We start from the raw sequence: 26977 nt of genomic DNA, 5'->3' as shown, positions 1-26977 counted from the left end.
ATACAGTCATTTTTAAAAAGTTTGAAATGAATAAAATAGATATAGAAAGGGAAGCTCAATGATTTTAAATGACGAACAAAAGATGGTTCAGGACATGTTGCGCGATTATTCGCAAAACAAGTTAAAACCTACTGCCGCAGAACGTGATAAAACTGCGCAATTTCCTGCACAAGAACTGAAAGAACTCGGTGAGCTGGGTGCTTTGGGCATGACCGTATCCGAACAATGGGGCGGTGCTGGTTTGGACTATGTTTCGCTGGTGCTTGCTTTGGAGGAAATTGCTGCAGGTGATGGCGCGATTTCAACCATTGTCAGTGTGCAAAACTCTTTGCCGTGTGGCATTACCCAGCGTTACGGTACGGAAGCACAGAAACAGAAATATCTTACCAAACTGGCTACAGGTGAATGGCTTGGATGTTTCTGTCTTACCGAACCGCAAGCCGGTTCCGATGCCGGTGCACTGGAATGTAAGGCAGAACGTGATGGAGATGAATGGGTATTGAATGGCACCAAACAGTTTATTACCACAGGCAAACATGCCCAAGTGGCGATTGTATTTGCCGTGACCGATAAAGCCGCAGGGAAAAAAGGCATCTCCTGTTTCCTCGTTCCAACAGACACGGAAGGCTATATTGTTTCGCGTCTGGAAGAAAAAATGGGACAGCATTGTTCCGATACCGCCACCATCATTTTTGAAAATTGCCGGATTCCTGCTGAAAACTTACTTGGCAAGGAAGGAGAAGGCTACAAGATCGCTTTATCCAATCTGGAGTCCGGCCGAATTGGGATTGCCGCACAATCCGTCGGCATGGCGCGTGCTGCACTTGATGCTGCTGTGGAATATGCCAATCAGCGCAAAGCATTTGGGGTAGAAATTGTACAGCATCAGGCCATTGCATTCCGTCTGGCAGATATGGCCACGCAGATTGAAGCGGCACGCCAACTGATTTTCCATGCAGCAACCTTAAAAGATGCAGGGCTACCATGTTTGAAAGAAGCTTCTATGGCCAAGCTGTTTGCATCCACCATGGCGGAGCGGGTGTGTTCCGATGCCATTCAGATTCACGGCGGTTATGGCTATGTCTCGGATTTCCCGGTAGAGCGCATTTACCGTGATGTACGGGTCAGCCAGATTTATGAAGGAGCTTCGGATATCCAGCGTCTGGTTATTGCACGCGAGGTGACTAAAATCTAAACCGGCTAAAGCTTTAAATGGCTAAATTTTAGACTTTAGTCGGTGTTCAAATCCTGCACATTTTCTGATGGATAAGGAAATTGCAGGAGCTTGGAAATCATGGTTATCTAAGTCAACTGTGAAGTAAAAAATTTAAAGATGCTGAATCAGCTTTGGCATTTTTAGAGTCAGAACAATAAGCAAAATGGATCAGCAAAGCACGAGCTTTGTTTATAAAATAACGGATGAGAGGTTGTCGTCATGAAGACACTACAACAAGCATATCAAGAGTTTAATTTTGATGATTTTCTTGCAGAGCAACTGGTCGGTACGGCTGAGTCAGTCAATGCCTATGTTGAATGCTGTGATCGTTATCTCGGTTTAAATAAAACAGCCTTAATCTGGGAAGGCAAAAATGGAGAATCTGCCGAATGGACATTTGAACAGCTGGCAGAAGCTTCAGGAGAACTTGCAAATTATTTTAGCTCAATTGGCTTAAAAGCAGGGGATTGCATTGCCGGTTTATTGCCACGTACGCCTGAATTGCTGATTACCATTTTGGCCACCTGGCGTATGGGCGCAATTTACCAACCATTGTTTACTGCATTTGAATCCAAAGCCATTGAGCACCGGATTAATACAGCCAAAACCCAATTGATTGTGACCAATGCAGAACAACGCTCAAAACTGAACGGTGTCACTGTCCCGCATATTCTTACAGTACATCCACAAGATGTTTCAAGTCATGCAGATGCCGATTTCTGGACAGAACTGGCGCAACAGTCAGAATCTTTTGAACCGGTAATGCAGACTTTTGCAGATGATTTCCTGATGATGTTTACCTCAGGAACCACAGGTTTGGCAAAATCGGTACAGGTTCCTTTAAAGGCGCTGCTGGCATTTAAAGGCTATATGATCCACGCGGTGGATTTGCGTGAAGAAGACTCTTTCTGGAATCTGGCTGATCCGGGTTGGGCTTATGGCTTGTATTACGGCATTACCGGACCTTTAAGTCTGGGGCATAGCATTATTATGGATGAACGTGCCTTTAGTGTAGACAACGCCGTGCAGATCATTAAAAAGCATAAAGTTAGTAACTTGACCGGTTCACCAACGGCATTTCGGATGTTTTTTGGATTCAAGGAAAAATTTGATCCATCCATTAAAGAACATTTACGTGCCGTCAGTAGTGCCGGCGAGCCATTAACTCCGGAAGTTATTCACTGGTTTAATCATGATTTGAATGTCAATATTTATGATCAATATGGCCAGACTGAACTGGGGATGGTGATTGCCAATCATCATGCTTTAGAACATGAAAAGAAAGTTGGTTCTGCAGGTTTTGCCAACCCGGGTCATCGTTTTGTGGTCTTGAATCAAAACCATGAAGAAGTGGAAAGAGGTGGCATTGGTACCTTGGCTATTGATTTTTCGCAATCACCTTTAACCTGGTTTAAAGGTTATGGCGGCAATAACCGTAAATCATTCGTTGGGCATTATTATTTAACCGGTGATACGGTGAAATTAAATGAACTGGGTGGGGTGGATTTTATCGGGCGTGCTGACGATGTCATTACAACGTCAGGCTATCGTGTGGGTCCTTTCGATGTAGAAAGTACTTTACTGGAATGTGCCGAGGTCTTGGAATCTGCAGTTATTGGCAAGCCAGACCCGGAACGTACCGAGGTGGTGAAAGCTTTTGTCGTGCTTAAACCGCAATTTTCGGCTTCGGATGCGTTAAGCCATAAACTTCAGGAATATGTGCGTTCACGTTTATCTAAACATGCCTATCCTAAAGAAATCGAATTTGTCGAAGGTTTACCTAAAACCACGAGTGGTAAAATTCAACGCAATTTACTCAAACAGCAGGAAATTGCCAACATGCAAGGAATTCAAAAAGCCAGTTAAATTCTTTTTCATTTTTTAAAGTTTCATGCTCTTGCACCCGAAAGGGTGCTTTTTTTAGTCCTATGCAAAATTCATTTTGAACTATAATGGCTGCCTAGTTTAAGCAAATGCAAGTAATAGACAGGATAAGCAAGTGACCAACCCACTCGACATGGACCTAGAGTTAAGCGATGAAGAAATGCATCTTTACAGTCGGCAAATTTTGCTGGATGGCTGGGACATTGAAGCACAGGAAAAACTGAAACTTGCTAATGTCCTGATTGTCGGTTGTGGTGGAATTGGCTGTACTACAGCTGAACTTCTTGCTCGGGCAGGTGTGGGACAAATTACCTTAATTGATGCTGATACCATTGAAATGAGTAATCTGCAACGGCAAATAGCCTATGTAGAAGAAAATATTGGTTTCTATAAAGCTGAAATACTGGCTAAGCGATTACAGCACATCAATCCGCATATCCGTGTTGAATCTCAAACAGTAAAACTGGACGAGAACAATGCAGAAGCATTAATTTCAGCTCAAGATCTGGTTTTAGATGGTTGTGATAATTTCACTACACGTTATCTCGTCAACCAAAGCTGCAAGCAATTCAATGTACCTTTAATCAGTGCTTCAGCGATTGGTTTTCAGGGACAGCTGTTTATGGTGGAAGGCAAATCGGCCTGTTATGAATGTCTGTTTCCCAAAGAACAGCATGCCAATGAAAACTTGCGCTGTGCAGATTCAGGCGTATTAGCTACGACTCCGAATGTTATGGCGAGTTTGCAGGCGCATCATGCTTTACTCTACTTGGGGTTGGGCAAAACACCACTGAAGCAAAAACTGATGCTCTGGGATGGATTAAGCATGAAACAACGTCTACTGGCTTTCGAAAAAGATACAGATTGTCCAATCTGTCAGGCAAGATAGACCTGCAAGACCATATTTTTTTGCTACACTCGCTATAATTTAATTCTAAGCTGACATTATGAAAAACAATATCTGGTTAGATGGCCTGCGTTCAGTTGCCCGTGTTGGGGAAACGGCTGTCATTGCAGCAAAAGCGGGCTTAAAATACGCCACAGAAAAACCAAGTAACGCCAAGCTGATGCGTGAAACTTTTGAATCTTTAGGTTCAACCTATATCAAGCTGGGACAGTTTATTGCCAGCACACCTTCCTTGTTTCCACGTGAATATGTGGAAGAATTTCAGGGCTGTTTAGATCAGACCCCATCTTTGCCTTTTAGTTATGTACAAGGCGTATTGGCATCAGAATTTGCGGGTCGAAATTTAGATGAAATCTTTGCTTCTATTGATGAAAAGCCTTTAGCCTCGGCTTCTATTGCACAGGTTCACGCAGCCAAACTGGTGACTGGTGAAGATGTGGTGATTAAAGTGCAAAAACCGGGTGTGGAAACCATTCTGTATACCGACTTGAATGTCTTGCACTGGGCCACCAAGATTTTGGAAAAAGCCGTACCGAAAGTGAAATTTGCATCACTTGCCGATATTGTCGAGGAAATTAAAACTCGGATGGTACGCGAAGTCGACTTTATTGAAGAAGCGCAAAATCTGGATGATTTTGTTAATTATCTGAATATAACGCAAAACCAGAAAGCTACTGCACCAAAAGTTTATCATCAATACTCAACCCGCCGTGTACTGACCATGCAGCGCTTATATGGCGTGCCATTGACCGATTTTGATGTGGTAAAAAAGGTGGCTAAAGACCCATCTCAGGTGCTCATTACCGCCATGAATACCTGGTTTGGCAGCTTGATGATGTGTAACAGCTTCCATGCAGACTTGCATGCCGGAAACCTGATGTTGCTTGAAGATGGCCGGGTCGGTTTTATTGATTTTGGTATTGTGGGTCAGTTGAAGCCTGAAGTCTGGACAGCTTGTATCGCCTTCATGGATGCGCTGCAAAAAACCGATTACACCTTAATGGCTGAAAACATGCTGAAAATGGGCATGACGGACAAGAAAATTGATACTCAAGTTTTGGCGGCTGACTTAGAACGTCTGTTCAGTGGTGTTCTTTTGGCTGATCCTCAGGAGTTACTCACTTCTAATCCGGCAGATTTAAATGACATCATGATGGATATGGTGGGAGTAGGTGAGCGTCATGGCATTCGCTTCCCGCGTGACTTTGCCTTGCTGTTCAAGCAAATGCTTTATTTCGATCGCTTTATGCGCATCCTCGCGCCATATACCGATATTTATGCAGACCAAAGACTGCAAATGGTGCAAACTCTTGATCCAAATGTGTTGTTAAAAAACTAAGTTATTAGTTTGAAAATCTCCCTAAATCCCTCTTTATAAAAGAGGGACTTTTCCTTTTTTAAAGGGTGAGAAACATTGTTTCGCAAGGGAGGGATTAAAAAATCTAAGTCTGTTAGGGGCAAACATGGACGCAATTATCATTGAAGGTTTAAAGGTTGAAACAGTGGTGGGATGTTTCAATTGGGAACGTCAAATCATGCAGCCTTTAATGCTGGATATGACCATCCAGACCAGTCTGGAACAGGCTTCCAATTCGGATCAGCTGGAACATACCCTGAATTATGCTGAAATTTGCGAGATTTCTGCCAAAGTCATTCAGGATGCCAAGCCGGAATTGATTGAACATGCAGCAAAACTTGTGCTAAATGCGCTTTTTACTACCTTTCCCACAGTAGAATCGATTATGATTACCATCCGTAAGCCTGCCATTATCGCGCAAGCAAATTCTGTAGGAATTCGTCTTGAACGCCACCGAAACGATATTCGCCTTAGCTCTGGCGAGTAATTGTCATCCCCAACAGCATTTTCAAAACGCTATGAAACAAATCTCTGGTTTGGGAGAGGTTCAATTCTCTCAAATTTATGTGATTCCGTGTCGTGATGCGGTGGGGGCGGATTACTGGAATGCGGCGTGTTTGTTAAAAGCTGTAATGTCGGTGGATGATATCATTGCATTATTAAAAAGAATGGAAGCAGATTCTGGTCGGGTACGGCCTTCACATCAAATTTCATTGGATATGGATTTAATTGCCTGGGGACAGGATTTACAGCACATGCAGTTTAATCCTAAAAAGTTGCCATTAGCTCTAGATGTTAAAATACCGATGCTGGATATTTGGCAAAGTAGCGATTTTCAGCATGAAAATCATCAATTTCCAGTGGTCAATTGGACAAATTAAAATTCATTTCCTTGTATATATCATCAAACTTAGCTGATTAAAAATAGCCTAAGCAATAATAAGATCAACCTGATGACTTAATTTGCTCCACTAGGTAATAAAAATTGAGTAGCAGCATGTGATTAATCCTCAAAAAACCACCTACAGTATTACAATCTAAATGCTATTTTGTGGTAATTGAGATCTATGGGGAAGTGCCAATCATCCTATAAAAAACGCAACCTATAGAGTTGCGTTTTCTTATCCCAAGGACTGTTTAGCGGTAAATAGTAATGGAGCTGACCAAATTGCTGCTGGCTGCATAGGTCAGGTTGCTGCCACTAATATTGTTGACGTTAAAGGTAGTCTGCGTTGCACTTTTGATGGTGCCGCTATTGATTTGGCATTGTCCCAAGCTGTTTGTCGTACAGTTAAGATTGCTGCCACCTACAGAGAAACTGCCGGTTACTGTTGCATTCGGCACGGCAAGGTTATTGCTGTCGACCACAGAAATGCTCACATTGGCACGCCATGTACCGTTACGATAACGTAGTGTTGTTGCGTTGAGTTTGCTGATATGCGCAATAATGCTTGGTACTGGGGTAATGGTCTGTGTGTCTACCAAGCTATAGAGCAATCGGTTTGGGCTACCCATCGGATTTTGAATCAGATTTATAGTGCTTTGGTTGAGTAGTTGATCAGTAATACTTTGCGGTGTTGCAGTACTGTTATTTTCCAGTAGTGTCGCGACTACGCCTGCAACATGTGGCGAAGCCATTGAGGTTCCGCTGGCAGTTGCTGCCGAGCTATTGCTACCAATCCAAGCAGAGGTAATCTGACTGCCTGGAGCGAAAAGATCGACACAACTACCATAATTCGAGTAGCTGGCACGGGTGTCGGTTGAATCTGTGGCAGCAACAGTAATGGCTTTGCCTGCGCGAGCAGGAGAGCTGGTACATGCATCGGTATTTGCATTGCCTGCAGCAACCACTGGTACATAGCCGTTATTAAACAGGTTATCTATAGCAGTATCGAGGGTACTATAGGCACTGCCACCGAGAGACATATTCACCACTGCGGGTTTTCGACCATTTTGAATAATCCAGTCCAGTCCGGCAATCACACCACTCATAGCACCTGAGCCTGCACAATCGAGTACCCGTACAGGTACCAAGCCCACATTTTTTGCGATTCCATACGTACTGCCACCTACAGTGCCAGCCACATGTGTACCATGGCCGTTACAGTCATTGGTGCCATTGTTATCGGCAATTGCAGAATAACCAGTTTGTACACGACCGTTAAATTCTTGATGTGAGGCTAAAATACCGGTATCGACAATATAGGCATTCACCGCAGAACCAGTTTTGTTATAGCTAAATGATTTGCTTAGTGGCAAATTGTGCTGGTCAATACGATCCAGACCCCATACAGGATTGCTTTGCGTGATTGTATTAGCCTGCATCAGAGTATCTTCTTCTACATAACTGACTTGCGGATTTTTCTGCATAGCCGTAAGGAAAGCTGACGTAGCCTGTTCTGGAATACGTACGGCAAAACCACGAATCGCCCGGTTATACGTAAATAAAACTTGCCCCCCATGCTGTTTTGCTATTGCTGCAGCAGCTTGTGCAGGGAGATCTGAACCCGCTTGGAGCACTACAATATACTGGTTCTTGATGGGTGAAGCTGTTGTCGTGCTGGTCAATGTGGGTGCTAATACGGTTGGTGAAGAGCTTGCTGTCGTTGTGCTGGGTGTGGAAACTTGTTGGTTGGTCAGTACTTGATCTTGTTTTACTACTGTTGTAGCGGCTTTATTCGATGGTGTACTTACCGCATAAGCCAGGACAGCAACAGCTGAACTTGCTGCAAAGATGGAAATTTTATGGATCCTGTTCATTCGATACTCCTGACCCCAACCATAGCGGCTGAAAATTTAATTAATAAAATAGGGTAATTGTCATGCATTGTTCTGCTCAGAAGATAGCAGAATTAAATGAAGTTTTAATGGCATCATCAAATAATAATTTTTCTCGAAATCTGTTTTTTTATTGGTTTTTTAAATGTTTCAAAGATGATTTGGGACGAGAAATATATGTGATTATAAGTTGATTGAGCATAGAATTTTCTTTATTTACCGTTCCAAATTGTTCCTGGAGAAAGATGATCTGGAATTTTTGTTAATAAGTATCGGGTGATTTTTACTTCGTTTTGTAAGCATTTGCTCACATGAATTTAATGTTATAGCTTCTATTTGAAATATTGGAAATTTCATATGATGAGTTCAACAAGAACAGGAAGTTCTGCAAAAGAATAATAACAAACAAGCACAAGGACAGTCAGGTACGACAGGAGTTATACCGAGCGAACCCATATGAAAAAGCCCGACAGGATGCCGGGCTTTTTTATTGTCGACTAATTAATGTGTAATAAGGGTTGTTACCAAACCTAACGGTCTTCCAGATGGCAAACGTAATCGACAATATCATCCGTGATAATTTTAAATTGGGTTTTTTTAGGCACATAAAAAGATTCACCAGCATGATAGGTTTGGCTCTCTGTATTGTTGCCAATTTGAACCAAACACTTGCCTGAAACAATTTCTATGCGTTCAGCGACCACAGTTTCAAATACCAGAGGACGCTCTGTGGGCAGAATCACACCTAAGGTTTTTTTTCTTCCGTCTGTTAATTCAATTACATGACTGATAGAACAGCCATCAAAATGGATATTTGATTTTTTCTGGACAGAGACAAAATTGAACTGGGTAGACATACCTTGCTCCTTAAATTATTTTTGTTGTTGGTTTTTTTGTTCTTTATGCAGCTAATATTTATTTTTATAAAGTATACGAATGAATCTTTTTATATGTTTTGGTCATCGTATTGTATAAATTTTACAAAAATAGAAGCTTTACTGGGTGCTATAAAAACCTATTCATCCCACTAAAATTTTAGACACGTGTTGTAAGCAAAAACTCACAAGGAAGCAGCTCTATTTCTGATATTTTGAGATTTATTTTTTGGGATAAAAAGTTTTTTTAAAACAGTCTATTGTAAAGGAGTAAGATATATATAAATAATACCCTGCCTATAAAAGCCTAAAAAACATCATATTGATGAGATGATATCTGCCAAGCAATCACTTTATTCTACTGAAAAAAGATTAAAAAAATTAGACAGGTCTTTGCAATAAACAATAATTTGGCATAAAAAATTGCTCAGGTCAGCAGTGTCATCGACAATCATCCCGTGCTGAACATTTTATTGATGCAATTTTATTGGGGGAGCTCAGAAACCTTCTGCCGATTTTTATCGGAATCAAAGCTTATCCCTTGGGAACATATGTACTGCTGAGTCTGCTTGCTTGCTTTATTTGGCTCTTTGTGATAGTGAGTGTCGGATTGTAGAAGATTCACTGGTTACATGTATTTTGGGCGAAAATACTGCTTTATCATCATGATATTGATACTGTTCTGGCGGTGGTGGCCTGTATTTTATTGTTTCAGATTATGTATTCTATAGTTGTTCGTTAGAAAAAATCGTGATGAATAGACATAAAAAAGCCCACATTCAAGTAGGCTTAATCATGCAAATGTAGATTAAATATAATAACTGGTCTTGGTCATCAGTTTGGAAATAGCGGTCATGGTAATACGGACTGGTATTGGTAAATCTACACCGCCAGCCTTCAGTGCGGTATCTCGATGATGCAATTCATCTTCATTCATTTGCACCAGTATTTTACGTGAACGTTCATCCTGTTCAGGTAACTGACTGATATGATGCTGTAAATGCAAGCTCACCTGACGTTCTGTTTCTGCCACAAAACCAAGGCTATATTTATCCCCGGCAATACCGGCAATCGCACCCATGCCAAAAGACAGGCCATACCACACCGGATTAAGCAAACTGGTATGGCTATCCAGCTCTTTTAAACGGTCTTCACACCAGGCCAAATGATCCTGTTCTTCAATTGCAGCCTGTTCCATTTCACGGCGTACATTCGGGAGTTTGGCTGTTAATGCCTGACCATGATAAAGCGCCTGGGCGCACACTTCACCGCTATGATTGACCCGCATTAAACCGGCCACATGGCGCGCTTCACTGACACCGAGTTTGGTTTCAACTTCATTTCCCGGGTTTTCACGGTGTGCAGAGGTTGTGCCCGGAACCAGGCTGCGTAGCGCCTGGTCAAATGAATGAATAAATTTGTCAATACCGGTATATTGGCGCATAAAATTAATCCTCTAAAGCATCTTGTTGCTGTGCTGCAAGCATGGGCTTGAGCTTAAACAAGAGCCATGTAGTGAAAATGGCGCTTAGAATCGCTGTGATACTAAAAAGTATTTTAATATCAATCTTAAGCACACTTAAGATGATAATAGAAAATATAGCAGAGGATACCATGAATATGGCATTGAGAATGTTGTTTGCAGCAACTACACGTGCGCGATGTGATGGCGGCGAAAAAGCCTGCATCATGGCATAAAGCGGTACGATATAAAAACCGCCACTAATCCCAAGTAATGTCACAGCAAGCATGACATGGTAATAACTCCAGCCTTGGGTAAAAACATCTTTCAAGCTGAGCAATTCACCACTACGTTCTGGCACAAAAGCCAAACTGGCTGCCAGATAAAAAGCAAACACGGTTAAGCCAATCGCTCCTATCGGAACCATTTTCAAATTGACTTCTGTACCGCCAATTCTGCGGCACAATAACGAACCGATGCCAATCCCGACAGAGAAGAACGTTAATAGCAGGCTGACTACATTTTCAGAAGCATGCAGGTTTTGTTGAGTCAGCTGCGGAATTTGAGTGAGATAGGTTGCGCCATAAAACCAGTACCAGGAATTGCCCAGTAAAATCAGGAACACCATTGGTAAACTTTTGGCATAACCCAGAGTTTGAAAGCTGGTTCTAAAAAAGTTCCAGTCAATGTGTACGTCTGGTGAAGTCACTTTTTGCTTTAATACGAAACGACTGGAAAAATATCCCAGCAAGGCAATCGTCACAATCGTTAAGCTGATCCACAACAAATTGCCGTCCGAGGCAGAAATGACCGCACCGCCTAAAATCATCCCGACTAAAATGGCAATAGAAGTTCCTGACTGAAATAAGGCATTTCCGGACATCAATTCATTGGGCTTTAAAATTTCTGGCAAAATGGCATATTTGATTGGCCCGAAGAAAGTCGAGTGAGTACCCATTAAAAATAAAGCTAATAATAAAAGCCACAAATGACCGAGTAAAAAACCCGCCGAGCCAATCAGCATAATCACGATTTCGAGAATCTTGATGCCCCGTACAAGTTGTGAACGTTCGTATTTGTCGGCAATCTGTCCGGCTGTGGCAGAGAAAATGAAATAGGGTAAAATAAACAACAAGGCTGCAAGGTTATTCAGTGTGCTTACGCTGGCAGTTTGCTGGCTAATCCAACCATAGGTAATGACCAGTAACAAGGCTTGTTTATACACGTTGTCATTCAGGGCACCAAAAAATTGAGTGACAAACATCGGTAAAAACCGGCGTGTGCCTAAGAGATGTTCATTTTTTTCCATGGTTTGTGGACTTCATTAAGTTTTATTAAGAAATGTGAGCATTTGGTAAAACACTATAAAAATCATGTATGATGTTTTTAACCTATACTTTAGTGAAAATTCCAATAGATTTGAGTTTGTTAGCGAGCTTTCATTGGGCATTTCCATTACAAATATTATATGAGTTTAGAGTTTTTTATGCTTTCGAAACTGAATTTTAAAAAGACGACGCTTACTTTAAGCGTCAATTCCATTTTACAGTGGAACAATGAGCATAAACGATTCGGACTCAGTATTTTACTCATGTTACTGGCTCAACACGGTTTTGCACAAGTGACTCAGCCAAATAGCATCATCACTGAAGCGGAATTTCAGCAACAACTCAAAAATGAAGCTATTCAGCAGGGTGTGGGCAGTAGTGCAGAATTGGAAAAGCCAGAAAACATTCAGCAAACTCCGATTGAACCTGATAGCTTGCAAATGCTGGAGCAGCAAGAACAGGCAACCCAACCTCTGGAAGAATTCAAGCCGATTGAATTTGAAGATCTGGAAGAACTGCCGATAACCCCTGTCAATGCAGAAATGGCAAATGAAATTTTTCGGGTTGCCGAAGAGGCGAAACGAGAAGCCCAGCAATACCGCGCCGGTCAGAGCACAGAAGTAGCCGTTTCTGATGCCACACAACAAGAGTTGGTTGAAATTAATCAGGCACCGGTAAATATCGATCAGTTGATGTCGAATATTGAGGCAGATAGCCAGATTGTGGTTGAAGCCAATGCAGCCGGTAAAACTTTACCTGAACTGGCCCCCACTGATGAAATTGAAGAACCGAATTTCTTTAAACGCTGGTTATATAAAATACGCCCGCCGCGTCAGCTAAATACTGCCAAGCTGGATCGTATCAGTGCCGATGTGATTATTGTCCCTACAGCAAATAGTAGCGATGTTTCAGCCAAAGCTTATGCGCAGGCTATGGAAAATCTGAAAGAAAATATCAGAGCTAAACTTTCCAGTTTTACCCGGGAATCTTTTAGTGATTTCCCTTCAGCATTGCCGCAGCTGAGGACATTGTCAAATCAGGCTGCACAAGCAGTTGGCTTTTATAATGCCGAATTTAAATTCGAGAAACTCAGTGAAAGTCGTGTTCGGGTCAGAGTAACGACAAATGCACCGGTACAGATTAAAGCACAGAATATTGAATTTAGCGGTGCAGGAGAAAACCAGCCCCAGTTTCAGGTGATCCGGCTTTTGCCCGATCAGGATGTAGGCGATATTTTCAACCATGGTCTATATGAGGAAACCAAAAACCGTATTAGCGATGCCGCAACCAACAACGGTTACTTTGACAGCTATTGGCGCCTGCATGATGTAAAAGTAGCCCAGCCACAAAATACTGTCGATGTGAACCTGCGCTATGAAACGGGCGAACGCTACAAGTTAGGCCCAGTCGAATTCCGCATGAGTGATCCGTCACAGCCATTTCCAATTGATATGGATGTTCTGCAAAGTATGGTTTCCTGGGAGGATGGTGCCGATTATACTTTCTGGCGTGTCAATGGTTTAGCCAATAACCTCACCAACTCGCGTTATTTTAATTACACTCTGGTGGATGCAATACATCCAGATCCAGTTGAGAAAGCGCTGGAACTGCCGCCCGATATTCAGGCTTTGGTCGATCAGCAAAAAATATCTGAAAGTGAGGCTAGCGTTCAGGATAAAAAACGGGTCGCTTCCGCTAAAGAAGTCACCCAATCTGTAGCCGATGAAACCCAGTTTGCGGGTCAAGAGGAAACTGAAGGGGATGAAAATCTTCGTCAGATGCGTGCACAGCAGGAAACCAGACAATCTGAAGAAGATCGTTTAAAAGTTCAGGCACGTGAAGAGAAGAAAGTTCCAGTGATCGTAACTTTAAATGCTGATCGTTTAAATAGTGCAGAACTGGGGGCAGGTTATGGTTCCGATACAGGAGCACGATTACGTGCTCAGTACCGCCGTGCCATCGTCAACCGCCGTGGACATTCTTTTGATGCCAACATGGAAGTGTCGCAAATTCGCCAGTCTATCGACGGACGTTATAATATTCCCTATCACGATCCTATCAATGACTACATCAGTATCGTTGGCGGTTATGAACGTGAAGAACGTGATGACGTGGCACAGGGGAATAGCCTGAAGATTGAATCTGCTGTGGCTGGTGCTGACAGAATTATTAAAAGACCGCGTGGTAGCTGGCAACATACTTTTGGTCTCCGTTATCGTTTGGATCAGATTACCCAACAGGGAACCATTAATACCAATGAAATTCCGGATGCCTTTATTGCCAATGCCAATGACCAGCAGCAATCTTTATTGTTGGGTTATGAGGCATCACTTGCGACCAGCGATAAACGGGTCAATCCGGGTAAAGGCTTTAAGCAGACCTATAAGGTCGAACTTGGCAGTGAGTCATTATTGTCTGATGCTGATATGGCCATTCTCAATGCAGGCTGGCGTTTTATTTATTCATTGGGTGAAAATGATAGTCACCAGTTTGTCGGGCGTGGCGATTTGGGTTATATCTTGACTCAAGATTTTAGCAAGGTGCCTTATAACCTGCGTTACTTTACTGGTGGTGATCAGACAGTACGCGGTTTTGACTATAAAAGTCTATCGCCGGAAGAAAATGGATTTAAAATCGGTGGTCAGGCTCTGGCTGTGGGATCACTTGAATATAACTATCAATTTAAAGAAGGTTGGCGTGCAGCCATTTTTAGCGATGTCGGCAATGCTTATGATAAAGATTTCAATACGCCTACTGCATACAGTATGGGCTTGGGGCTGCGTTGGGCATCGCCAATTGGCCCTATTCGTATAGATGTTGCTTCAGGTATTTCTGATGACAATCATCCAATACGTCTGCATTTCTTTATTGGTTCACAATTATAAATACTGGTTTTTATAAATCTTAGTTTTTAGAGAGTATTATGGCTGAAGTAGAACAGCAACCGGAAACGGAAACACCTAGACCGAAAAAGCGTCGTATTTTAAGGAGTGTGCTATTCACATTACTTATCGTGTTTGTGTTGCTGATTGCTTCTTTCGCCGTGATGTTTAGTACCGATAAAGGCAGCAAGTTTTTACTGGACCGTGTTTTAGAGCGTCAGCAAATTATTCATTATGAATATGAAGGCGGCAATCTGCTCAGCGGTATTATCCTAAAAAATATTTTGGTCACGCTCAAACCTGTAGACGTGAAGATTGACCGAGCAGATGTCACTCTGGGCTGGCGTGCCATTCTTAAAAAAGAAATTCATCTAAATCGTGCCGATGTACGTAATCTGCAAATTATCACCAAACATCCACCGAGTGATAAACCATTTAAATTTAATGAAATCCGTTTGCCCTTTGTTTTGCGTCTAGACACTGCAGATGTCGATCATCTGCTGATTAAGACTGCTTCGGCAAGTGTAAAGTTTCACGATATTCACCTGAATGACGCACTTTGGTCAGGTACTGAACTGAAGTTCGAAGATTCCCGAATGGATATGGGCTATCTTTCGGTGAAAAATGCTACGGGCAACATGAAGTTTGAAGGGAAATACCCTTTACATGCTGTGGGTGATCTGAACATACCTGCACTGCATAAAAATCTAAATATTCATGATATTAAAGTAGTTGCAACTGGATCTTTAGATACGATTCAGGCCGGTGTAGCGACCAATACCCCAGACCTGTTAACCGGTTGGGTGGTACTGCATCCGGTACGCAAACATGTGCCGATGTTTGGCGAGTTAAATTTTAAAAAATATCATTGGCCATTGCTGAAGGAACAAGAGCTATATACCAAAAATGGCGTGGCTAAATTTAATGGTGATATTCAGCGTTTAAATATCGATGCCATTACAGATTTAAGCGGTAAAAATATTCCGCAAGGTCAATATAACGGCAGTATGCATACCGACTTGGTACATCAGCTCGACATTAGCAATTTAAATGGTCAGTTGATGAGTGGTGCGGTGAATGTTGCAGGCGTGGTGAGCTGGAAAGATCATGTCACCTGGGACATGAATGGCCGTGTCGATAAAATTAATCCCAAAGATAAACTGATTCCGCAAATCATCCAAGACTTTCTACCGCCAACTCTGGATGCCAAAATTGCCTCTAAAGGCCGTTTGCAAAATGGTCTGCATTTAACCGCATTGGTAGATTTTGACCGTTATGAAACATGGAATCTAAAGCTCGATCAGGCCGAACAAAAAGGCAAAAAACTCAATCCGATGCTGCTGAATGTGGCCTGGCAAAATATTGATCGTGCCGTGCCTTATGTAGGCTGGTTAAGCAGTAAATCGGGCGATGTCAAATTGGCGCTGGTTGAAGGCAAGCAGGATATTCATGTCGCTACAGCGGTCACCCAAAATGATAAGGGTGTGTTGCCTGAAGGTCTGTATACCGCCCAGCTTAATTTCAAAAATAATGACTTGAATATCCCGAGTTTTAGTTATGTGGCAGGTAAAAGCAGTTTAAGCGGTAGTGCTAAAGTAGATTTTCCGACCAAAAAACGTCAATTTAAATGGAATGCCATTCTCAATGCCAAAGATTTTAATCCGCAAACTGTTGCAGCAGCTGCACCGGTGAATTTGCTTAATGGTCAGGTAAAAGCCAATGGTTTTGCCAAACCGAATCAGCAGATTATTCATTTGAATGCGATTAATTTAACCGGGCGCCTGGCGCAGCAAAATAATAACGAAACAGTACGCTTAACTGGTCGTAGCACCATCGCCCTTTTATTTAATACCCAAAAAGCGGGTGGTGCATTTAAAAGTTTTGCCGTCAACTATGATGGCGCACTCAATGCCAGTCAAATTCCGGCCAGCGAAGGCATGCTCAAGTTCAAGATCTCCGGTACACCTGAACTGGTTAAAGTCGATGAACTGAAACATTCAGGTATTGCCGGAAAAATTTATGCCAGTGGTCTGGTCTATCTTAAAAATGGTTTGGGCTGGAATATCAATGCCTCTTTAGTACGTTTTAAACCGCATTATTTTGTCTCGTCTGTGCGCGGTGAATTATCCGGTAACGTGAAAACTGAAGGGGTTTGGTCAGACAGCTTAAAACGTATTAATATCCAGAAACTGAATATAGCCGGTATCATCAACAATAAACCTGTTCGCGGAACAGGAAATCTAGCGATGGTGATTAATTCAAATCAAAAAGGCTTCCTGCCACAACAGTTTGAAGCGAACAACTTGTATCTTTCTTATGCAAAAAATCAGGTTCAGGCTACTGGTAATGCCCAGAACTTAAGACTGAAAATCAATGCACCGGCCTTGTATGAAATATACAGTGGACTTCGTGGCCGTGCTTATGGCTATTTAAATGTGCAATCACAACCACGTCTGCAAGCGACGGCCAATCTGGCGGTAGACGATTTCGGTTTTAACCAGTTATTCAGTGTTAAAAAATTACGTGTACAAGGCGAGCTGCCGACTTCTGAGTCGACCCCGACCTTGATGACTGCCAAAATGGAAAACTTGCGTAGTGGTAGGCGTGAGATTCAGCAGGGTGAAATTTCACTGGCCGGAACGCGTAAGGCCCATATCCTGAAAGTACAGGCACAAAACAGACTGTCTAAATTTTATGTGCAATTGGCCGGTGGTTTTAATGCACAGAATGACTGGTTGGGACAAATCCAGAAAGGTGATTTTGACTCCTTGCGTGCACGTTTGGTACAACGTCAAAATGCCTCGGTGATTTACAGTTCTGCCAAAAGCGAATTATTTGTCGGAGCACATTGCTGGTCGAGTCAACAAAGCCAGTTGTGTTTTGACCAACCGATTCGGGTCAGTAAAACTAGAGGTAATGTTTCATTTATTACCCGAAATGTCGATTTAAATGACTTTGCTGCCTTTATGCCAGAAGGTCTGGAAATTACCGGTAAGGTCAATGGCTATACCAAAGCAGCCTGGGCACAAGGCAGCAAGCCAAAAATTGATGCCAGACTGGTTAGCCGTAATGGCGTGATTGGGCTGGCAGCTGAAGATCCACAAGATATAGGATCTACACTTAAATATAATGAAATTGCTGTGGTGGCAAAAAGTATTGCTGCGGGTTTACAGGTTCGTTTAGATGTTAAAACCCCTGAAATTGGTACCGGTTATGCCAATGTCATTATAGACCCTTATAAAGACAGGATGCCGATGCGCGGTGAGATCGCCTTCGATCAGGTACAACTGAAAGTCTTTAAACCGTTTATGCGGGATGTTCGTTCCCTGGCGGGCAACTTGTCTTTTGCTGGAAAAATTAGTGGTACCTTAACGCAGCCTTTATTGAACGGTGAAATGCGCCTGAAAGATGGCGCCATCAGCATGATTTCCTTGCCGGTGAATTTAACCAATATTCAGGTCTATTCTTCCATTCGTCAGGATCACGCTACCATTAACGGTGCATTTAATAGTGGTCAAGGTGCAGGTGCATTGACTGGTAGTGTAAATTGGAAAGATGATCCCCGCATTCAGTTGCATTTAAAAGGTGAAAACCTGCTTATACGTCAGGCGCCGTTAATTACCGCCGTGGTTACGCCGGATTTGTCTTTAGATGTGCTGCCGTTTAAGAAGAAATTAAGCTTAAGCGGTAAGGTGGATGTACCACGTGCCTTAATTTCGATGCCTGAAGCTTCAGCACCGGTAATCAATGTATCTTCAGATGTACGAATCGTGCGTGAAGGACAAGATCAGCTTGCAATATTAAGGGCAGCCCGTCCTTGGGATATCCGTGCCGATGTCATGGTCAATTTAGGTAATCAGGTGATTTTCCAGGGCTTTGATAGTCGTATTCCACTGGCCGGACGTTTGTATCTTTCACAACGTGGACTTGAAACCGCCATGCGTGCTAATGGTGCAATTGGGGTCAGTCAACGGGTAAAAATTGAAGCCTATGGACAAAGTCTGGATTTGAATCGTTCGATTGCACGTTTTAACGGTCCTTTATATAACCCGACCCTGGATATCGATGCCAATAAGACTGTACAGGGTAGTCTGGTTGGGGTGCGTGTAACAGGTACAGCAACCAGTCCGAATATTCAAGTGTATAACGATGCCGGATTGTCTGAACAGGAAGCCTTAAATGCCATCATTACCGGCCGTATTAATGAAGGTGCCAGTGGTATTAGTCAGGAAGCGGGCTTTAAGTCCGATGTCAACAATACCATTGCGGCTGCCGGAATCAGTATGGGCTTAGGCGGTACACGCGCTCTCACCAACCAGATTGGACGTACTTTTGGTCTGAGTGGTCTGGCGCTGGATGCACAGGGAACAGGAGATGATACTCAGGTCAGTGTAACAGGTTATATTACACCGGATCTGTTCATCCGTTATGGTGTAGGGGTGTTTACACCGGTGAATAAATTGACCTTGCGTTATCAAATGAATAAACGTTTATATCTGGAAGCGAGCCAATCGCTAGAACGTGCAATAGACGTGTTCTATAACTGGCGCTTCTAATGGCTTGAGAATATAAATTCTCAACTATTTGTTATATTTAAAATTTTATCAACATCGGTCTGCATTGTTTTTAGCAGTGTAGACCATATGCAGATTGTTGCGTCATTTCGGAGTTGCATTTGTGGTTTTAGCTACAACAAAATATCTCATCATCAGTTACACAAATAAGGATAGTTCACTATTGAATAACACTGTCGAATGTTTGAGCATGATATTTGTTTGATCAAACAAGTGATGGATTGTCATGATAGATGAAGAAAAGCCTTTAGATTTTGACGATGATAATGAGCCTCAAGATTTCGAAGATGAAGAATTTATCGACGATAAGAGAGAGGATGAGATGTACAACACGATTACTAAAGATGGCTCAAGTGTTGACCCTGCAGATGATGGAACTCGTCATATACGACCTGAAGATGGCGATCCGATTGAAGTTGAAGAGTAAAGAAAAGCCCAATTCAATATTGGGCTATTTATTTTCTGTGAGGTAGTGGACATGAATGAAACAATATTTCCAATCCCCCGATTCTGACCTCAGCAATGTCACTCGCAACGTGCATCATTGAAACTAAAATTAATGAACTGGTAGATCAACTACTCAATAAAACACCCTAATTTAGCGCATCAGTGTTTTAAAATCCGGCGGATTCAAGCGGCAAGTGCAACAGTATAAAAACCAGCCATAACTTCACTCGGTGTATGCCAACCTAGTGTTTTTCTAGGACGATGGTTGAGTGCAAATTCTATCTGCTCTATTTGTTCGTTTGACACGTCATCAAACGATGACGATTTTGGCAGATATTGCCGGATTAAACCATTCGTATTTTCATTTCTAGCTCGCTGAATAGACTTGTAAGGATCAGCAAAATACGTATCTATGCCAGCATCAGTAATTCTTTTGTGTTCGGAAAATTCCTTGCCATTATCAAATGTCACACTATAAGCATGGCTCATCTGTAAACGATCTAATGCACAAGTAATCGTTTGAGAGGATGCTCTCGTTGGCCCTAAATGAACAATATGTACGTACAGGCTCTTTCGATCAACGAGAGTTAATAAAGCACCTTTATGATGTTTACCAATCACCGTGTCACCTTCGAAATCTCCTAAACGTTGTCGTTGATCAATGACCTGGTCTCGGCAATGAATACTTGTTTTATCAATGATTTGACCCCTACGATCCGTGTTTTTGTAACCTCGTTTTCGATATTTCTTCTGATGCCTTAAGTGTAGATGGAGTTTACCGCCTTTTGATTTATCTTGATAAATGTACTGGTAAATCCACTCATGTGAAGGTACATCCAGCCAACAGCGTTGTGTTAAAGCACCTGAAATTTGTTCTGGTGACCAGTCCAAGCCAATCAAATAATCAATATAAGCGAAGGCAAACGCTGTCATGGGTGATGAAGGACGGTACCGTCTTTGACTTGCAAATTTAGCTGCCTGTTGAGCTCTATATCCACGTTGCCCAGTATTTCTTTTTAATTCACGGTAGATGGTTGATCGTGAACGCCCTAACTCCCGAGCAAGGGTAGCGATTGAACTTTTACTTTTCAAAGTAGCATAAATTTCGTATCTTTCATCTTGAGAAAGTTGGGTGTATTTCTTCATTGTGTGCTTTCCAATTGCGAGTTGAAAAAGTCCAATGATTCTACGAATACACCTAACTTTTTCAACTAACTACAAATGTGTCGCACTTGGGATTTGAATCTGCGTCCAAAAAAAAGCGAGAGTTTAACTCTCGCTTTTTTTAAATCATACTTGCAGTCGGCAAGCGTGATTTAAAAATTATAGTGCTACGATGTTTACAGCATTCGGGCCTTTTTGACCTTGAGCGATGCTGAATTCAACTTGTTGGCCTTCAGCCAAAGTTTTGAAGCCATTACCAGTGATTTCGCTGAAATGAGCGAAAACGTCAGGACCATTTTCTTGTTGAATAAAACCAAAACCTTTAGTTTCGTTAAACCACTTAACAGTACCTTTTACAGTATTAGACATAATAAAATCCTTAAAAATGTTTTTAGCTTATTGAAAAGCCAGATAATTTAACTTGAAAATAAGAATGGAACTTTAAATCTGAAAAACGAAGGATTATGACTAAAACTGCGAAATACAAGAAGATTTACCAGAGCAAACTATTTTTCTAGTTGGGTTTAAGCATACAGTTATGTTTGAAATTATGCAAATGAATAGCTACCTATTGCTGCTTTTTATAGCTTAAATTTGTAACTTAATAATTATGTTTAATTAAATTAATAACTTAAAGATCAGTTAAAAATAAAAAATTCAATTCAAAGTCTTTTTTAAACCCATGAAATTAAAATAGAGCTTATTTTTATGTACTTGATTTTAGTTTGCTCATGATTTTTGGGGATATCTTGTTTTGATGATTTCGTATTTTGCTTAACTTTGATTATGATAGGAGGCAACAGGAGAACATTGATGAAAAAGTTATTCACTTTGATGGCATTGGTTGCTTTAGTGGGCTGTAGTGAAAAGAAGCCATTAACACCTGAAGAACAGTGGAAAGGCTATTGTACCAGTATGGGTAATGCGGCAAACAATATTATGTATGATCGTCAAAATACCATTACCAAAGAGGCCGCTATAGAACACGCCAACAAGATTGAAGATGAAATCACTAAAACCTTTATTCTGGATATTATTGAACAGGTCTATGCATTTCCTATAGATGAAATTAATAAAGATCCAGAAGCCAGCCGTAATCAATTTAAGCAGAAAATAACTGAAAAATGTATCGCTACGCCGCATGACAAAATGCCGAATTACAAACCGTTCTAATGAACGGTTTTTTATTGGGTGACTTAAAATAGCCTGAGTATATTGATCAGCATAAATTGTGACATTTGCTTCATCAAAAATATGGAAAAACTTATCTTGTTATTGAATAATGAAATCAAGAATTATAATGACTGGAGTAGAAATATGGATGTGATTGGCTACTTGCATCATGAAGATTTGCTCTTGGAAGATGAGCACGGTGTAGCAATTATTGGTGGTGCAAATTATGTCCTGAGTGTGGGAGATAAAGTGTTTCTGCGTAGAAAATTGGCAGATCAGTATTATCCTCGTTATTTAGTTGATATTTCATTCGCCAGTAATCAACATCAAGGCCTGTTTGAAGATGAATGTGCAGTTAAATTTACCGGGAATCGTGCAGAATTAGCTCAATATTTAACAGCCACCACTGTCCACTAAGGTTGAATATTTTTATATAAGCAAAACAGGCAACATGGAGTTGTCTTTTTTGTGTTGAATGTTCCATTAAAAGTAACTTTTTTCATCATTAAAAAGCTTTAAAAGTGAAGGATTTGCTTATTGTGTAATCGATATGCCTATTATTTAGCTATAAAATAATGGGCATCACAAAGAAACACTGTAGTTGCATTAACTTTTAACTGGAATTTTAGTAAAATTTAGCAGTCCATATTATTTGCGAAGCTTTGCATAAGCTGGAATTCGTAAATAATTTTTTAAAAAAGAGGAATAACACTGTGCTAGAAGCTTACCGCCAACACGTTGCAGAACGTGCCGCACTCGGAGTCCCACCGAAGCCACTTGACGATGCTCAAACAGCTGACTTGGTTGAACTATTAAAAAATCCACCAGCTGGAGAAGAAGCATTTTTAGTTGACTTGCTTGAAAACCGTGTTCCAGCAGGTGTTGACCAAGCTGCTTATGTTAAAGCTGCTTTCTTGGCTGCTGTGGCAAAAGGTGAAGCGACTTCACCATTAGTTTCTAAAGAACGTGCGGTTTACTTACTGGGTACTATGCTTGGTGGTTATAACGTTGCACCTTTAGTTGAACTTTTAGACAATGCAGAATTATCAGGTTTAGCTGCTGATGCATTGAAAAAAACTCTTCTTGTATTTGATGCATTCCATGACGTAGCTGACAAAGCGAAAGCGGGCAATGCAAATGCACAAGCTGTTATGCAGTCTTGGGCTGATGCTGAATGGTTCACTAGCCGTAAAGACGTTCCAGAAGAAATCAAATTAACTGTATTCAAAGTTACTGGTGAAACTAACACTGATGACTTGTCTCCAGCTCAAGATGCTTGGAGCCGTCCTGACATCCCATTACATGCAAATGCGATGTTGAAAAACGAACGTGATGGCATCAATCCTGAAAAACCAGGTGAAGTTGGTCCATTAAGCCAAATTAAAGAACTTGTTGCGAAAGGCAACCAAGTTGCTTACGTAGGCGACGTAGTTGGTACAGGTTCTTCTCGTAAATCTGCAACTAACTCTGTTCTTTGGTTCTTTGGTGACGAAATTGCTCACATCCCGAACAAAAAAGACGGTGGTTACTGCTTAGGTGGTAAAATTGCTCCGATCTTCTTCAACACAATGGAAGATGCTGGTGCGTTACCAGTCGAGATCGACGTTACCAACATGAACATGGGCGACGAGATCACACTTAAAATCGACCATGCTGCTGCTAAAGTAACTGCATTCAAAGATGGCGCTCAAATTGCCGAGTCTGAACTCAAAACTCCAGTGTTGTTAGATGAAGTACGTGCTGGTGGCCGTATCAACCTGATTATTGGTCGTGGTTTGACTGGTAAAGCGCGTGAAGCTTTAGGTCTTGCACCTTCAACTTTATTCCGTACTCCAGTTCAACCTGAGAATACTGGTAAAGGCTTCACTCAAGCTCAAAAAATGGTAGGTCGCGCTTGTGGTCTTCCAGAAGGTCAAGGTGTTCGTCCAGGTACTTACTGCGAACCTAAGATGACAACTGTTGGTTCTCAAGATACAACTGGTCCAATGACTCGTGACGAATTGAAAGACTTGGCTTGCTTGGGCTTCTCTGCTGATCTGGTAATGCAATCTTTCTGTCACACAGCTGCATATCCAAAACCAGTTGACGTACAAATGCAACACACGCTTCCTGATTTCATCATGAACCGTGGTGGTGTTTCATTACGTCCAGGTGACGGTATTATTCACTCTTGGTTAAACCGTATGCTTCTTCCAGATACTGTTGGTACTGGTGGTGACTCACATACTCGTTTCCCAATCGGTATTTCATTCCCAGCAGGTTCTGGTCTTGTAGCGTTCGCTGCAGCGACTGGTGTTATGCCACTAGACATGCCTGAATCTGTTCTTGTGAAATTCAAAGGTAAAATGCAGCCTGGTATCACTCTACGTGACCTTGTACATGCGATTCCTTACCGTGCGATCCAAGAAGGCGATCTTACTGTTGAGAAAAAAGGTAAGAAAAACATTTTCTCTGGTCGTATCCTAGAAATCGACCTGACTGAAATGGAAACTGAATTAACAGTAGAACAAGCATTCGAACTTTCTGATGCTTCTGCTGAACGTTCTGCTGCTGGTTGTTCAATTACGCTTTCTGAAGAGAAAGTTGCTGAATACCTCCGTTCTAACATCACTATGTTGAAATGGATGATTTCTCAAGGTTATGGCGATGCGCGTACTATGGCTCGTCGTGTTGAGAACATGGAAAAATGGTTGGCGAATCCATCACTTCTTAAAGCTGATGCTGACGCTGAATACACTAAAGTGTATGAAATCGACCTAGCTACAATCACTGAACCTGTTCTTTGCTGCCCGAACGATCCAGATGACGCTAAACTTCTTTCTGACGTTCAAGGCGTTAAGATTGACGAAGTATTCGTTGGTTCATGTATGACGAATATCGGTCACTTCCGTGCTGCTGGTAAATTACTTGATAAAGTACCTGGTGGCGTATTGTCTACTCGTTTATGGTTGGCTCCGCCAACTCGTATGGACGAGCACCAATTGATGGAAGAAGGTTTCTATAACATTTATGGTAAAGCTGGCGCTCGTACTGAAATGCCAGGCTGTTCATTATGTATGGGTAACCAAGCACGTGTAGCTCCGAACACAACTTGTGTATCGACTTCTACTCGTAACTTCCCGAACCGTTTAGGTCAAGGCGCTAACGTTTACTTAGCTTCTGCTGAACTTGCATCTGTTGCTGCTGTACTTGGTAAATTACCAACTCCAGAAGAATATCAACAATATGCAGCTCAAATTGACAGCATGTCTGCTGACATCTATCAATACTTGAACTTCGACAAGATGGGCGAGTATACAGATGCTGCTAAAGACATCGATACCAAGAAAATTGCTGCTGCTCAATTGTCTTGATTGAATAAGTAGTTGAAAATAAGGGCTGATTTATCAGCCCTTATTTTTTGGAGTAATGACAAGTATAGAGAGTTGGTATTCTGGACTTTTTAAAAGCCTCAATGAATTTATACAAACGTCTGATCTTTGCTGAAAAGTAATATTTCCAAGCACTCTAATAGAACAATGACTTTAAATATCAAATAAAAGTGCGAATATTTTGTTGAGATGGAATATGAAAAGAGCATTTAAAAAATGACTCAGTTTTTAAAAATAATCAATTAATATTTTCTTATTAAAAATAAATATTTATTGAATAAGTTTAGCTAAACAATTTAGAATAAAAACTACACAGTTCTAGTGGTTGTTCAAGTCCGTGAATCTACCAGCTACTCACTATTTCTTGTTGATTTACCCAATTTGCTTAATTCTGATTGGTACGGCCTTTATTGTTGCATATTTAAGGTTTAAAGCACCCAAGTATTTAATGTGGATGGGAGTTGGTTGTATTCTGTTATCTGTAGCATTCGCTACACAGACATTGATGACAAATACACAACTACGGCTAACAGCGCCTTGGTTTGCAATTCTGTATATAGGTGGGGTTTGGGCAGTCGTACATGGAATGTTCTTAAAAGCTAATGCAAAATTAAATAGATGGATCTCTTCTGGCCTTATTATTGCGGGTATAACTTTACTTCTATATTTCACCTATATCGATGAGAATTTATGGTCACGAGTGGTCATAGTTAGTGTGGTGATTTTATGCCTGGAAGCTTTAGCCCTACCAAAAGTATATGTTTTATTTAAGAAAACCTATGCTTTAGAAAAACTTTTGTGTTTGAGTTATTTTTTCGTCGTTATCTATGCCTTTATTAGAGCTTTAATAGTCATTGTGTATCTTCAAGAACTGCAACATATGACCGTGGCGACCACAACTTGGTGGATGATGCTGATTTCTATAAATGTTTTTATCAGTCTGTGGTTTGCCATTATTCTCTCGGCCGTAGCTGTAAAAGAAATGTTTACTAGCCTTAATGAAGAGCGGTTGAGAGATCCTTTAACCAAATTGTATAACCGGAATGGCTTCCTGGAAAAAACCAAAGACCTGTTTGAGAAAAAACAATATGGTGAAGTTTATCTTGTGATGTGTGATATTGATAATTTTAAGAATATAAATGATACATGGGGACATGTTGTGGGAGATAAAATTTTATACGCATTTGCCGATATATGCAGGTTTAATATTCGGGAAGGTGATATTGTTGGGCGGTTTGGTGGGGAAGAATTTATTATCTTGCTGCAAAGTCCAAATGAGGAGGCTTCATGGGTTTTAGTTGAGCGTTTACGTAAAAAGGTTGAAGATCAAATTTTTATTCATGACATTAAAATTACTGCAAGTTTTGGAGCGGCTAAAATAGAAACTGAATCTCAGTTTATGAGTGCCTTGGAAATAGCAGATAAGCATTTATATGAAGCCAAAAATAGTGGACGAAACCGGGTATGTTTTAATTAAAAAAATTAGATTTACCTTTAATGTCCGGATTTTGAATTAAATAAAAAATTATAGAACGCCATTATTTTTGTCCATAATATAC

19 protein-coding genes are annotated in these 26977 nt (G+C 41.3%); 13 read left to right on the top strand and 6 right to left on the bottom strand.

Annotated elements, in window-relative coordinates; all coding sequences use genetic code 11:
- The first annotated feature begins 58 nt into the window (after window positions 1–58).
- The 6 genes from JFY49_RS08835 to JFY49_RS08810 all read left to right on the top strand — a co-directional run bounded on the left by JFY49_RS08835 (window position 59) and on the right by JFY49_RS08810 (window position 6245).
- Complete coding sequence (locus tag JFY49_RS08835) at window positions 59–1195, top strand: acyl-CoA dehydrogenase (RefSeq protein ID WP_200222613.1); 1137 nt, start codon at window positions 59–61, stop codon at window positions 1193–1195.
- Window positions 1196–1435: 240 nt separating this feature from the next.
- The gene (locus JFY49_RS08830) at window positions 1436–3082 is read left to right on the top strand and encodes an AMP-binding protein (protein ID WP_200222612.1); all 1647 of its coding nucleotides are present in this window, start codon (window positions 1436–1438) and stop codon (window positions 3080–3082) included.
- 151 nt (window positions 3083–3233) lie between these two features.
- On the top strand, window positions 3234–3989 hold the full coding sequence (locus tag JFY49_RS08825; protein WP_413784602.1) for a HesA/MoeB/ThiF family protein: 756 nt from the start codon (window positions 3234–3236) through the stop codon (window positions 3987–3989).
- Window positions 3990–4047: 58 nt separating this feature from the next.
- On the top strand, window positions 4048–5346 hold the full coding sequence (locus JFY49_RS08820) for an ABC1 kinase family protein (RefSeq protein ID WP_200222610.1): 1299 nt from the start codon (window positions 4048–4050) through the stop codon (window positions 5344–5346).
- Window positions 5347–5470: 124 nt separating this feature from the next.
- Window positions 5471–5851, top strand: coding sequence for a dihydroneopterin aldolase (folB, locus tag JFY49_RS08815; RefSeq protein ID WP_086197289.1), 381 nt, complete (start codon window positions 5471–5473; stop codon window positions 5849–5851).
- The gene (locus JFY49_RS08810) at window positions 5808–6245 is read left to right on the top strand and encodes a 2-amino-4-hydroxy-6-hydroxymethyldihydropteridine diphosphokinase (protein WP_180044266.1); all 438 of its coding nucleotides are present in this window, start codon (window positions 5808–5810) and stop codon (window positions 6243–6245) included. Before folB ends, JFY49_RS08810 begins: the two co-directional genes overlap by 44 nt.
- A 256-nt stretch (window positions 6246–6501) precedes the next feature.
- On the opposite strand, the gene JFY49_RS08805 is transcribed toward JFY49_RS08810, so the two are convergent.
- The 4 genes from JFY49_RS08805 to JFY49_RS08790 form a co-directional block, all read right to left on the bottom strand.
- Window positions 6502–8124 (bottom strand): S8 family peptidase, encoded by a 1623-nt coding sequence (locus tag JFY49_RS08805; RefSeq protein WP_200222609.1) that lies wholly within the window; start codon window positions 8122–8124, stop codon window positions 6502–6504.
- Window positions 8125–8672: 548 nt separating this feature from the next.
- The gene (locus JFY49_RS08800; RefSeq protein ID WP_086197291.1) at window positions 8673–8999 is read right to left on the bottom strand and encodes a pyrimidine/purine nucleoside phosphorylase; all 327 of its coding nucleotides are present in this window, start codon (window positions 8997–8999) and stop codon (window positions 8673–8675) included.
- An 826-nt stretch (window positions 9000–9825) separates the two neighbouring features.
- Window positions 9826–10461 (bottom strand): 2-polyprenyl-3-methyl-6-methoxy-1,4-benzoquinone monooxygenase, encoded by a 636-nt coding sequence (coq7, locus tag JFY49_RS08795; RefSeq protein ID WP_180176106.1) that lies wholly within the window; start codon window positions 10459–10461, stop codon window positions 9826–9828.
- A gap of 4 nt (window positions 10462–10465) precedes the next feature.
- Complete coding sequence (locus JFY49_RS08790) at window positions 10466–11788, bottom strand: MFS transporter (protein WP_200222608.1); 1323 nt, start codon at window positions 11786–11788, stop codon at window positions 10466–10468.
- Window positions 11789–11965: 177 nt separating this feature from the next.
- Between JFY49_RS08790 and JFY49_RS08785 the strand changes: the two genes are divergently transcribed.
- The 3 genes from JFY49_RS08785 to JFY49_RS08775 all read left to right on the top strand — a co-directional run bounded on the left by JFY49_RS08785 (window position 11966) and on the right by JFY49_RS08775 (window position 19690).
- Window positions 11966–14692 (top strand): autotransporter assembly complex protein TamA, encoded by a 2727-nt coding sequence (locus JFY49_RS08785; protein WP_200224843.1) that lies wholly within the window; start codon window positions 11966–11968, stop codon window positions 14690–14692.
- 38 nt (window positions 14693–14730) lie between these two features.
- Complete coding sequence (locus JFY49_RS08780) at window positions 14731–19245, top strand: translocation/assembly module TamB domain-containing protein (RefSeq protein ID WP_200222607.1); 4515 nt, start codon at window positions 14731–14733, stop codon at window positions 19243–19245.
- A gap of 244 nt (window positions 19246–19489) precedes the next feature.
- The gene (locus tag JFY49_RS08775) at window positions 19490–19690 is read left to right on the top strand and encodes a hypothetical protein (protein WP_200222606.1); all 201 of its coding nucleotides are present in this window, start codon (window positions 19490–19492) and stop codon (window positions 19688–19690) included.
- A 203-nt stretch (window positions 19691–19893) separates the two neighbouring features.
- Here the strand turns inward: JFY49_RS08775 and JFY49_RS08770 are convergent, their stop codons facing one another.
- Window positions 19894–20856 (bottom strand): IS30 family transposase, encoded by a 963-nt coding sequence (locus JFY49_RS08770; protein WP_131272768.1) that lies wholly within the window; start codon window positions 20854–20856, stop codon window positions 19894–19896.
- Window positions 20857–21033: 177 nt separating this feature from the next.
- Entirely contained in the window at window positions 21034–21243 is a 210-nt protein-coding gene (locus tag JFY49_RS08765) for a cold-shock protein (RefSeq protein WP_086175076.1), read from the bottom strand.
- Between the two features lie 444 nt (window positions 21244–21687).
- Here JFY49_RS08765 and JFY49_RS08760 point away from each other — a divergent pair, with 444 nt between their 5' ends.
- The 4 genes from JFY49_RS08760 (at window position 21688) to JFY49_RS08745 (ending at window position 26895) form a co-directional block, all read left to right on the top strand.
- A complete protein-coding gene (locus JFY49_RS08760; RefSeq protein WP_200222605.1) occupies window positions 21688–22047 on the top strand; it encodes a hypothetical protein in 360 nt (119 codons plus the stop codon).
- Between the two features lie 144 nt (window positions 22048–22191).
- Complete coding sequence (locus JFY49_RS08755) at window positions 22192–22464, top strand: hypothetical protein (protein ID WP_200224841.1); 273 nt, start codon at window positions 22192–22194, stop codon at window positions 22462–22464.
- A gap of 296 nt (window positions 22465–22760) precedes the next feature.
- Window positions 22761–25400, top strand: a complete 2640-nt coding sequence (locus JFY49_RS08750) for a bifunctional aconitate hydratase 2/2-methylisocitrate dehydratase (protein ID WP_086197300.1) — start codon at window positions 22761–22763, stop codon at window positions 25398–25400.
- Window positions 25401–25755: 355 nt separating this feature from the next.
- Window positions 25756–26895 (top strand): sensor domain-containing diguanylate cyclase, encoded by a 1140-nt coding sequence (locus JFY49_RS08745; RefSeq protein WP_180043745.1) that lies wholly within the window; start codon window positions 25756–25758, stop codon window positions 26893–26895.
- Window positions 26896–26977: the final 82 nt, after the last annotated feature.

The sequence above is a fragment of the Acinetobacter sp. CS-2 genome (assembly GCF_016599715.1).
GTDB lineage: Bacteria > Pseudomonadota > Gammaproteobacteria > Pseudomonadales > Moraxellaceae > Acinetobacter.
Note: the sequence above shows the minus strand (reverse complement) of the source record. Positions and strands in the feature narration are given on the sequence as shown.

Bases quoted from the DNA above. Each gene is read 5' to 3' on its own strand.
- JFY49_RS08755 (WP_200224841.1), top strand. From the start codon at position 22,192: ATGGATGTGATTGGCTACTTGCATCATGAAGATTTGCTCTTGGAAGAT.
- JFY49_RS08835 (WP_200222613.1), top strand. From the start codon at position 59: ATGATTTTAAATGACGAACAAAAGATGGTTCAGGACATGTTGCGCGAT.
- JFY49_RS08830 (WP_200222612.1), top strand. From the start codon at position 1,436: ATGAAGACACTACAACAAGCATATCAAGAGTTTAATTTTGATGATTTT.
- JFY49_RS08775 (WP_200222606.1), top strand. From the start codon at position 19,490: ATGATAGATGAAGAAAAGCCTTTAGATTTTGACGATGATAATGAGCCT.
- JFY49_RS08800 (WP_086197291.1), bottom strand. From the start codon at position 8,999: ATGTCTACCCAGTTCAATTTTGTCTCTGTCCAGAAAAAATCAAATATC.
- folB (WP_086197289.1), top strand. From the start codon at position 5,471: ATGGACGCAATTATCATTGAAGGTTTAAAGGTTGAAACAGTGGTGGGA.
- JFY49_RS08805 (WP_200222609.1), bottom strand. From the start codon at position 8,124: ATGAACAGGATCCATAAAATTTCCATCTTTGCAGCAAGTTCAGCTGTT.
- JFY49_RS08820 (WP_200222610.1), top strand. From the start codon at position 4,048: ATGAAAAACAATATCTGGTTAGATGGCCTGCGTTCAGTTGCCCGTGTT.
- JFY49_RS08770 (WP_131272768.1), bottom strand. From the start codon at position 20,856: ATGAAGAAATACACCCAACTTTCTCAAGATGAAAGATACGAAATTTAT.
- JFY49_RS08825 (WP_413784602.1), top strand. From the start codon at position 3,234: ATGGACCTAGAGTTAAGCGATGAAGAAATGCATCTTTACAGTCGGCAA.
- coq7 (WP_180176106.1), bottom strand. From the start codon at position 10,461: ATGCGCCAATATACCGGTATTGACAAATTTATTCATTCATTTGACCAG.
- JFY49_RS08790 (WP_200222608.1), bottom strand. From the start codon at position 11,788: ATGGAAAAAAATGAACATCTCTTAGGCACACGCCGGTTTTTACCGATG.
- JFY49_RS08780 (WP_200222607.1), top strand. From the start codon at position 14,731: ATGGCTGAAGTAGAACAGCAACCGGAAACGGAAACACCTAGACCGAAA.
- JFY49_RS08760 (WP_200222605.1), top strand. From the start codon at position 21,688: ATGAAAAAGTTATTCACTTTGATGGCATTGGTTGCTTTAGTGGGCTGT.
- JFY49_RS08785 (WP_200224843.1), top strand. From the start codon at position 11,966: ATGCTTTCGAAACTGAATTTTAAAAAGACGACGCTTACTTTAAGCGTC.
- JFY49_RS08765 (WP_086175076.1), bottom strand. From the start codon at position 21,243: ATGTCTAATACTGTAAAAGGTACTGTTAAGTGGTTTAACGAAACTAAA.